The 9,461-nt window shown below is 70.9% G+C and carries 9 protein-coding genes; 3 read left to right on the forward strand and 6 right to left on the reverse strand.

Annotated features, from left to right (window positions below; genetic code table 11):
* The 3 genes from ROTAS13_RS13685 to ROTAS13_RS13700 form a co-directional block, all read right to left on the reverse strand.
* Nucleotides 1-250: portal protein (locus tag ROTAS13_RS13685; RefSeq protein WP_216348650.1), on the reverse strand; the 250-nt coding region annotated here is incomplete at its 3' end.
* A 4-nt stretch (nt 251-254) separates the two neighbouring features.
* Complete coding sequence (locus ROTAS13_RS13690; protein ID WP_019460703.1) at nt 255-494, reverse strand: hypothetical protein; 240 nt, start codon at nt 492-494, stop codon at nt 255-257.
* Nucleotides 495-1,166: 672 nt separating this feature from the next.
* Entirely contained in the window at nt 1,167-1,607 is a 441-nt protein-coding gene (locus ROTAS13_RS13700) for a hypothetical protein (RefSeq protein ID WP_019460702.1), read from the reverse strand.
* 125 nt (nt 1,608-1,732) lie between these two features.
* Here ROTAS13_RS13700 and ROTAS13_RS13705 point away from each other — a divergent pair, with 125 nt between their 5' ends.
* Nucleotides 1,733-2,380: a helix-turn-helix transcriptional regulator gene (locus ROTAS13_RS13705; protein ID WP_019460701.1), complete on the forward strand. Its 648-nt coding sequence runs from the start codon at nt 1,733-1,735 to the stop codon at nt 2,378-2,380.
* An 84-nt stretch (nt 2,381-2,464) separates the two neighbouring features.
* Here the strand turns inward: ROTAS13_RS13705 and ROTAS13_RS13710 are convergent, their stop codons facing one another.
* The 3 genes from ROTAS13_RS13710 to ROTAS13_RS13720 form a co-directional block, all read right to left on the reverse strand.
* Nucleotides 2,465-4,420, reverse strand: a complete 1,956-nt coding sequence (locus ROTAS13_RS13710; protein ID WP_075822615.1) for a lysylphosphatidylglycerol synthase domain-containing protein — start codon at nt 4,418-4,420, stop codon at nt 2,465-2,467.
* Nucleotides 4,417-6,066, reverse strand: coding sequence for a lysine--tRNA ligase (locus ROTAS13_RS13715; protein WP_075822616.1), 1,650 nt, complete (start codon nt 6,064-6,066; stop codon nt 4,417-4,419). Before ROTAS13_RS13715 ends, ROTAS13_RS13710 begins: the two co-directional genes overlap by 4 nt.
* Nucleotides 6,067-6,362: 296 nt before the next feature.
* Entirely contained in the window at nt 6,363-6,974 is a 612-nt protein-coding gene (locus ROTAS13_RS13720) for an NAD(P)-dependent oxidoreductase (protein WP_058389263.1), read from the reverse strand.
* Between the two features lie 142 nt (nt 6,975-7,116).
* Here ROTAS13_RS13720 and ROTAS13_RS13725 point away from each other — a divergent pair, with 142 nt between their 5' ends.
* Nucleotides 7,117-7,494, forward strand: a complete 378-nt coding sequence (locus tag ROTAS13_RS13725; protein ID WP_019460697.1) for a helix-turn-helix domain-containing protein — start codon at nt 7,117-7,119, stop codon at nt 7,492-7,494.
* A gap of 76 nt (nt 7,495-7,570) precedes the next feature.
* Nucleotides 7,571-9,461: ATP-dependent DNA helicase (locus tag ROTAS13_RS13730; RefSeq protein ID WP_253187685.1), on the forward strand; the 1,891-nt coding region annotated here is incomplete at its 3' end.

A 9,461-nucleotide genomic window follows, 5' to 3' on the forward strand; every position in this document is an offset into this window, starting at 1 on the left:
CCTTACGGTGGAGCTGTGCGTAGGTGTGATCAAGAGACAGCCAGCGCGACCAGGGCGGCGTCAGCTCCGCCAGGAGAGAGGCCGCCAGCTGCTCCACCGCATCCGCCGCGGTGCCGTCGAACAGGGCCGGGCCGCCCGTGCCCGGCACCGTGGCCAGCACATGCTCGTAGCATTCGCGCCAAACCCCTTCCCAGGGGCGTCGCGCCTCCAGGGCACGGGCATGGCGCTGGAGGATCTCCTCGGGCTTCATCCCCTCACTCCCCCAGCAGCGTCTTGCGCGCCGCCGCCGGCAGCGCGGGCAGGGGGGACAGCACGCCCCGCTCCGAAGTGGCGATGGTGCCCGCCAGCCCGCGCCGGCGGCGCTCGGCGCCGTCCTGCCGCGCCTCGGTGGTGGCGGCGTTGGCGGCGCCCGCCGAGGCATCGGCCGCGGCCTGTTGTGGAAGGACGGGGGTGGCGACCACCACCGGCTTCGGCACGCTGAAGAGGCCACCCATGCGTTCGCGCTCTCCTGAAAGATCCCGCCAAAACGAAAGGCCCGCGCCGGAGTCCGGCGCGGGCCTTTGAGCCTGGGTCAGGGAAAAAATTCCTTCGGGCGCAGCTCGCCCGTTGATGACGTGGTGTTTACATGCGGCAGGGTCCCGAAGTCAAGAATATTTTCCCATCAGCATGAAGATTTTTCTGCAACCTGAGGTAGAGTCTATAAGGGGTCAGCGCGAAAGGCGCGTGCGGTCCCAACAGGGCCCTGCAAAGCGAAACGCAGGAAAGGGGTGAAAACCATGGCAGGCCGGGAGCCGGATCGGAAGGTGCGAAGGGACCCAGGACATGGCATCCTGCGCGCCGCCAGAATCCCGGCAGGTCGAAATTCCCGCCGACTTCCAGCCGCGTCACCAGCAGCCGGCCCGACAGCGGATCAATCACCGTCCACCCGGCCCCGTCGCGCAGCGCCGCGAAGCAGTGCCGGAAACCGGGCCGCAGCAGGCGCAGCCAGGCCTGGTCCGCCCGGCCGCCAAAGCCCAGCCAGAGCTCCTGTTCCCCACCGGCCCGGCGATGCGAGAGCCGCCGTGGCACGGCCCCCGGAGGCCCGCCAGGCCCGCCAGGGCTGTCCCCCGTGGCTTCTCCCGGAGGTTGCCGCGGACCTGTTCCGCAGGGTTCGGCCCGCATATGCGTCAGGACCGGGAAAGCTCGTCCAGATGCACCACCTCGCCACCGCCCCCCGGGGAGCCCGCCTCGCCCGCCACGATGCCCTTGACCCGCAGCGGCCATTCCAGCCGCTCCAGGGCTTCCCGCCACAGGCGATGGTCGTGCTTCTCGCGCGCGGAACGCGGGTCCGGCGCCTGCCCCCGTTCCCCCCAGATCCGGAGGATCCTCGCATGCGCCAAGTCGATCCGCCGCTGGCGATAGAGCCTGTCCAGGCACTTCACCACGTCGTCCGGCTCGCAGGGGCGCTGCACCTGCCCGCGCCCGGCCACGATGCGCGCGCCGTCGCGGCGGGCGATCAGCGCCGACATGGTCCAGAACCAGGCCTCCTCGGCATGGCGGAAGGGCTCGGTCTTCGGGACCGAGAAGCGCCTGGGCGGAATGCGGCTATCGGAAACGGCGGTGGTCATCGGGGGCTGTCCTCGCCTTATGGTTGAACTAAATGTGAATATTACCCTCATGACGGGAGCAATCAACGTTTCCTTAAGAGATATTTCCTATTGCCACCAGAATCCCTGCCTAGGATAATCGCCTCATGCAGCACTACGACATCTGGCGCGCCATCGATGCGCTGGCGGCCGAGAATGGCCTGTCGGCCTCGGGTCTGGCGCGCAAGGCGGGGCTCGACCCCACCGCCTTCAACCCCTCCAAGCGCACCGGGCCGGACGGCCGCGCGCGATGGCCATCGACGGAAAGCGTCGCCAAGGTGCTGGAGGCCACCGGCACCAGCCTGGATGCCTTCGCCAGCCTGGTGAGCGGCACGCCGATGAACTTCCGCTCCGCCGCCGTGCGGCCGGTGCGGCGCATCCCGCTGATCGGCCTCGCCCAGGCCGGCAGCGCCGGCTACTTCGACGATGGCGGCTTCCCCTCCGGTGCCGGATGGGACGAGATCAGCGTGCCGGAGATCCCCGATCCCAATGCCTATGCGCTGGAGATCTCGGGCGATTCCATGGAGCCCGTGTTCCGCGACGGCGACACCATCATCGTCTCGCCCGCCGCCCCGATCCGGCGCGGCGACCGTGTGGTGGTCCGCACCCGGGGCGGGGAGGTCATGGCCAAGGAACTCCTCCGGCAATCCGCCCGGAAGATCGAACTGGCCAGCCTGAACCCGGCGCATCCGAACTACAGCTTCGATCTGGCCGAGATCACCTGGATGCACCGCATCGTCTGGGCCAGCCAGTAGCAGGGCCGGCATGGCCCCCGCATCGCCGGATGCGGCGGTGCGCCGGTCTGCCGGGCACTGCGTCCCGGGTGCCCCCGGGCCGGATCAGACGGTCTCGGCCAGCGCGATGACGCGCTCCGGATCGCGGTCGGCGATGCAGGCGATGCTGCGGCCATCCGGCATGGGAACGACGGTCAGCCCGGCATCCTCGTAGGTCCGCTGCATCCCGGGCCCGATATCGGCGAAGGCCGGCTCCACGCCCGCCGCGTCGCAAAGGTCCCGGAACCGCCAGACCGCCGCGACCCGCGCCTTTTCCTCGCCCTGCGGGTCGCCCAGCCCCAGCCAGAGGTCGGGATAGCGGCGAAAGGCGAAGCCCGCCTTGCCGCCCTCGGCGAAGACCGCCCCCAGCTCCTGCTGCGCCCCCTGGCGCGGTAGCCTCGCCCCCAGCGAGCGCAGCTTCTGCTGGCTCGCCATGTCGTAATCGGCGGGCCGCGCCCGCGCCGGGCGCAGCAGCCGGAACACCGCATAGAGCATCAGCGCGGCGGACACGCCCACGGCGAAGCGCAGCGGCGAAGGCATGGAGGCCGAGAGCACCACCTCCCACCAGGAGGAGGTGCCGACCGGCTCCCGGTAGGCCACGGTCGCCAGGGCCAGGCCGCAGACGATGCCCGCGACCAGCGACAGGATGCGGCTGCCCTTGAGCGGCTCCCCGGTCAGCCGCGCGTCGCGGTAGAAGCTGCGGTTCATGGCGGCGAGCAGCACGAAGACCAGCAGCACCGCCCCGATCACCGGCCAGGGATCGTTGCGCACGAACAGGATCGCAACACCGTTCAGCAACAGGAACAGCCCGGCATAGCAGGCCAGCCGCAGCCGCCGCAGCAGGCCCCAGGACACCGCGATCAGCAGCGTCCCCACCACCGAGGCGGCGAACTGGTTGGCCAGTGCCACCCACTCGCCCAGCCAGTGCGCGATCGCCTCGTTGCCCGCATGCACCGGCAGGGCGCCCACGAAGAGCAGCAGCAGGCCGCACAGCCCGGTCAGCATGGCGAGTGCCGGCGCCTCCAGGGAGTCGGCGATCCTCGCCTCCACCTGGATGCGCGGCAGGCCCTTGGCACGCCGCTGCGCCAGTTCGAAGCCCAGAAACAGCACCCCGGCCACGAAGAGCGGCACGATGTAGTAGTACAGCCGGAACAGCAGCAGCGCGCTCAGTGCCTCCGGCGCCGACATCCAGGGGCTCAGGCTCAGCAGCATGAAGCCGTCGAAGACGCCGAGCCCCCCCGGCACGCTCGCCGCCAGCCCGGCGGTGTAGCCGGCAACGTAGATGCCCATGAACATCAGGAAGGTGAGGGGCGGCGCCCCTGGCATCGGCGCCGGCAGCAGCACGTAGAAGATCATCGCGGTCACCGCGACATCGACGCTGGCCAACGCCACCTGCGCCAGCGCGAGCTTCAGCCCCGGCAGGTCCACCTTGTGCCCGAAGATATGGAAATGCGGCACGAAGCGCGCTAGCACGACATAGGCGCCGACGATCAGCCACATCAGCACCGCCACGAACTGCGCCGCCCAACTCGGGATCAGCTCCCCGTCGCCCACCCAGGGCAGCACCTCGGGATGCGTCATCAGCACGAGGCCGCCGAGCGCGAAGCCGCCCAGCCCGAAAGTCAGGCTGGTGAAGGCGATCACCCGCGCGATCTCCGCCGAGGTGAGACCCCAGGCGGCATAGAAGCGGTAGCGCACCGCCGCCCCCGACACCGCCGCGAAGCCGATGTTGTGCGCCAGCGTATAGGCACAGAAAGCAGCCAGCGCCGTCCGGCTGTAGGAGATCGGCTTGCCCGCATAGACGCTGCCGAGCCGGTCGTAGATGGTCAGCACCGCGAAGGCGAGCAGCGTCCAGCCCAGTGCCAGCCACAGCCTGTGGCCGGAGGTCGCCTCCAGCGCGGTGAGCACTTCCGAGACCTTCAGGTCCCGGAATTCCCGCTGCACGACATAGACCGCCGCGACGAGCAGGACGAGGCCGAAAGCCGTCGCCCCGTGCTTCCTGACGACCGCCGGGATCTTCACGCCCCTGCCTTCTCCCCTTCGGCGGTGTCCGGGGCGGGCCGCGACAGCGCCTCCCCGATCAGCGCGATGGTCTCCGGAATGCCGTAGAGCGCCACGAAGCCGCCGAAGCGCGGCCCCTTCTGCTGCCCCAGCAGCACCTGGTAAAGCGCCTCGAACCAGGCGATCGACACGCCCGGCCGCCCGTCCTTGCCCGTCTGCAGGAAGGGCTCGCGCCGCCCGGCATCATAGACGAGATCCTGGATCGCCGCACCGCGCTCGGCGGCCGGGATGGCCTCCAGCCGCGCCCGGTTCTCGCGCAGCAGCTCCGCCAGAACCTCCAGCGCCTCGCGCTCGCCCGGCGTGGCCGCGCGGTAGCGCTTGGCGGGCTTCACGAAGTCCCGGTAATAGGCCAGCGCATGCTCCACCAGCCGCGCCAGCATGGGCTCGCTTTCCGGCGTCGCCTCGGGCTGGTAGCGGCGCACGAAGCCCCAGAGCATCTCCGGTGTCTCGGCATTCGCCACCACGGCGAGGTTCAGCAGCATGGAGAAGGGGATCGGGCTCCCTCCCATGTTCGGCACCTTGCCGCCCTGGACATGCCAGGCCGGGTTCGCCGGGTCCGCATTCGCGCGCAGCTTGTCCAGATGCGCCAGATAATCATCCGTGGCGCGCGGGATCACGTCGAAATGCAGTCGCTTGGCGCTCTTCGGCGAGTTGTACATGAAGAGCGACAGGGATTCCGGCGGCCCGTATTCCAGCCATTCCTCGATGGTCAGCCCGTTGCCCTTGGACTTGCTGATCTTCTGCCCCCCGGCATCGAGGAACAGCTCATAGGTGAAGCCCACCGGCGGCTCGGCGCCCAGGACGCGGCAGATCTGGGAGGACAGCTTCACACTGTCGATCAGGTCCTTGCCCGACATCTCGTAGTCCACGCCCAGTGCGTACCAGCGCAGCGCCCAGTCGGCCTTCCACTGCGCCTTGCAATGGCCCCCCGTGAGCAGCGTCTCGAACCGCTCTCCCGTCTCCGGGTCGCGCCAGACCAGGGTCCGGTCGGCGGGGCGGACCTCCTCCATCGGCACCTGCATCACCACGCCGGTCTTCGGATGGATCGGCAGGAAGGGCGAATAGGTCGCCCGCCGGTCCGGCCCCAGCGTCGGCAGGATCACCCGGAGCACCGCCTCGTGCTCCTCCGCCATGCGGATCAGCGCGGCGTCGAAGCGGCCGGAGGTGTAGTAGTCGGTGGAGGACGCGAATTCGTACTCGAAGCCGAAGCTGTCGAGAAAGGCGCGCAGCCGGGCGTTGTTGTGCGCCCCGAAACTGTCATGCGTGCCGAAGGGATCGGGAATCCGGGTCAGCGGCCGGCCGAGATACTGCCGCAGCATCTCCCCGTTCGGCACGTTGTCCGGCACCTTGCGCAGCCCGTCCATGTCGTCGCTGAAGGCGAGCAGGCGGGACGGCAGGCTGGTCATCGCCTCGAAGGCGCGCCGCACCCAGGTGGTGCGCGCCACCTCGCCGAAGGTCCCGATATGCGGCAGGCCCGAGGGGCCGTAGCCCGTTTCGAACAGCGCCGAGCCTTTGCCGGAGGCCGCCAGGCGGTCGGCGACCTTCGCCGCCTCCTCGAAGGGCCAGGCGCGGGTGCCGCGGAGGTTGGGGTCGGAGCTGTGTGACATGGCGGGACGCTGATACCGGCGAAGGAACGGTCAAAGGAAGCCCCCAGGGACAGCCTGGAGCTCGGCCCCCCACGAAGGTTACCCCGGGTTTAGGCGTCAAGGCCCGCTCCGCCTAGTGTCCCGCCCATGAACTCCGCCGCAGCGGCGGCCTGCCTGGACCGGCGGGCCGCCGGAAACGCTGGCCGCGCCCCGATCCCGGAACCGTGGCGCCAGGACATCGCCGCGTGGCAGCCTGCCCCGGAACGCGGAAGGCGGGCCGGGGGCGGCACCCGCCACCCCCGGCCCGGCGCATGCCCTCAGTAGCCGACGGTGAAGCGGCTCCGGGAATGCTTCGGCGCCTCGATCTCATCCGCCATGGCGATGGCGAAATCGGCGAAGGAGATGCTGCTCTTTCCGTCGCCGGCCACCAGCAGCGTATCCTGCCCCAGCCGGAACGTCCCTGTCCGCGGCCCGGCGAAGAACAGGGCGGAAGGCGAAAGGAAGGTCCAGTCCAGCTCCTTCTCCCGCCGCAGACGGTCCAGGAAGTTCGTTCCCGCCTGCGCCTCGGCGCGGTAGGCCGCAGGGAATTCCGGAGTCGTGATCAGGCGCACGCCCGGTGCCACCTCCAGGCTTCCCGCCCCGCCCACCACGAGGTAGCGCTTCACCCCGGCCTCCTTCACCGCCGCGATCAGGATCTCCGGATCGCTCTGGGTGAAATGCACCGAACTCACCACCGCATCATGCCCGCGCAGCAGCGCCGCCAGCCCCGCACCGTCGAAGACATCGCCCTTCGCCGGCGTCACGCCGGACAGGGCAGGGACCTTTTCCGGGTGCCGCACGATGGCCGTCACCGCGTGCCCGCGCCGTGACAACTCGGCCAGGATCTCGGACCCGGCCTGACCCGTGGCCCCGATCAATGCGATCTTCATGCCCAGACTCCTCTTCTGGCGATTTCCGATGGACACCAGATAACCATTGGAAACCATCCGGAAAGAAGGCACTTTCGGGGATGCTGATCACCCCGGAGAAACCACCCTGACAGACCGCCCCCCTCTCCTCCTGGGCAACAGGTTGGGCGACAGCTTCAACCCGTCCTGCCCGACCCGCATGGTGCTGGACCGCATCGGCGACAAATGGGCCGTGCTGGTCCTCATCCTGCTGGAGGCCGGGCCCCGGCGCTTCAACCAGCTCCGGCGCGAGATCCAGGGCATCTCCCAGAAGATGCTGGCCCAGACCCTGCGCAGCCTGGAGCGCGACGGCCTCGTCTCCCGCCGGGCCTTCGCCACCGTCCCGGTCACGGTCGAATACGCCATCACCCCGCTGGGCCGGACCCTGGCGGAGACGGTGGATGCCCTGCGGATCTGGGCCGAGAGCCATATCGGCGAGGTGGCCGCGGCGCAGCGCGCCTATGACCGCCGCCAGGAGGAGGAGGCGGCGCAGGCGGCCTGAGCGGCTCCACTCCGGGCAGGTCCGGCACCACCGCCCCGCAGAAGACGCCGCCGCCGGGTCCTGCTAGGATCAAAGGGTGAACTCCTCCCGCATGGGCGTGCCTCGCCTCCTGCTGCCCGAGGCACCGGCCCTGGTCGCGGGCCTCGGCCAGGCCACGATCCTGACCCCGGATGGCGAGCTGGACGTGGTTCCCGCCGCCGACCTGCCCCGGCGCCTGGCTGACCTGCCGCCGCCGCTGCTCGTCCACGCCCCGGCCACGGCGCGCCGCCTCGGCCTGCCGCCCTTCCCGGTGGCCTATGACCTGCTGGAGCTCTTCGCCTTCGCCCTGCCGGCCCAGCCCGCCGCGCCGACGCCGCGCGGCCTCGCCATGGCGCTGGGGCAGGAGATGCCGGCGGACGACGAATCCGCCGCCATCCTGCTCCCCGAACTCGCCACGCTGATCCTCCGCCGCCTCTCCGCCGCACGGAACCTGCCGCTGAACCGCGACGCCGCCATCCTCGCCGCCCGGCTGCGGGAAGGGATGGACTGGCCCTGGGCCGCGTCCGTGATGGCCGCCCTGGGCAAGGAGGATGCGCGCCCTTCCTCCGATCCGCTGAAGGTCTGGCGCCGCCTGCCGGACTGGGAGGACAGCGCCCCGCCCACGCCCCCCGGCTCGCTGCCCGTTTCCGCCGCCGAGGCCCGCAGCCGCCTCGCCGAGATCCTCGGGCCCGATGCCGAGCAGCGCCCCGCCCAGGCGGATTTCGCCTCCGCCGCTGCCCTGGCCTTCGCGGCGCGGGAAATGCCCGGCGCCCCGCATGTCGTGCTGGCCGAGGCCGGCACCGGCACGGGCAAGACCCTGGGCTATGTCGCCCCCGCCTCGCTCTGGGCCGAGCGCAACGGCGCCCCGGTCTGGATCTCCACCTACACCCGCAACCTCCAGCGTCAGATCGACGGCGAACTCGCCCGCCTCTACCCTGACCCGGAGGTGCGCAAGCGCCAGGTCGTCATCCGCAAGGGGCGGGAGAACTACCTCTGCCTGCTGAACCTGGAGGAAGCCACGGCGGGCCTCATGCCCTCCCGCCTCCTGGCCATCGCCCTGGTCTCCCGCTGGGCGATGGCGACGCGGGACGGCGACATGCAGGGCGGCGACTTTCCCGGCTGGATCGCCGAGCTCTTCCCCTACGGTGCGGTGGCCAACCTCACCGACCGGCGCGGCGAATGCATCCATTCCGGCTGCCCGCACTGGCGCCGCTGCTTCGTGGAGCATTCCATCCGCCGCGCCGCCGGGGCGAAGCTGGTCGTGGCCAACCACGCCCTGGTCATGGTCCAGGCCGCGCTGGGCGGCGGCGAGGACGGTCCCGCCGTGCGCTATGTCTTCGACGAAGGCCACCACGTCTTCGATGCCGCCGACGCCGCCTTCTCCGCCGAGCTTTCCGGCGCCGAGATGTCCGAGCTGCGCCGCTGGCTGCTGGGCGCCGAGGGGGGGAGGGGCCGCGCCCGCGGCCTGCGCCGGCGGCTGGAGGAAGTCCTCTCCGACCATCCCGCCCTGTCGCCCCTGGTCGATGCCGCGCTGGAGGCCGGCAATGTCCTGCCCGCCCCCGGCTGGCCCACCCGCCTGCACGACGGCGCCCCGCGCAACGCCGCCGAGCGCTTCATGGCCGAGGTTCGCCGGCAGGTCCTGGCCCGCACCGCCGAGGCCGACCCGCTCTACGACGCCGAATGCGACCTGCATCCACTCAATCCCGGCCTGCCGGAGGCCGGGGCGGAGCTCCTCGCCGGCCTGGATCGCCTCCTTGCCCCGCTGCGCGGGCTGCACGAGCGCCTGACCGCCTTGCTGGAGGACCCGGAGGCCGAGCTGGAGGTGGGCGACCGCATCCGCCTCGACACCGCCCGCCGCAACCTCGACCGCCGCGCCGTGGTGCCGCTGGGGGCCTGGGGCGCCATGCTCCGCCGCCTCGCCGTCCCGGCGCCGGAACCGGGCGCGCGGC

The sequence above is a fragment of the Roseomonas sp. TAS13 genome (assembly GCF_001950415.1).
In the GTDB taxonomy this organism is placed as follows: Bacteria; Pseudomonadota; Alphaproteobacteria; order Acetobacterales; family Acetobacteraceae; genus Roseomonas; species Roseomonas mucosa.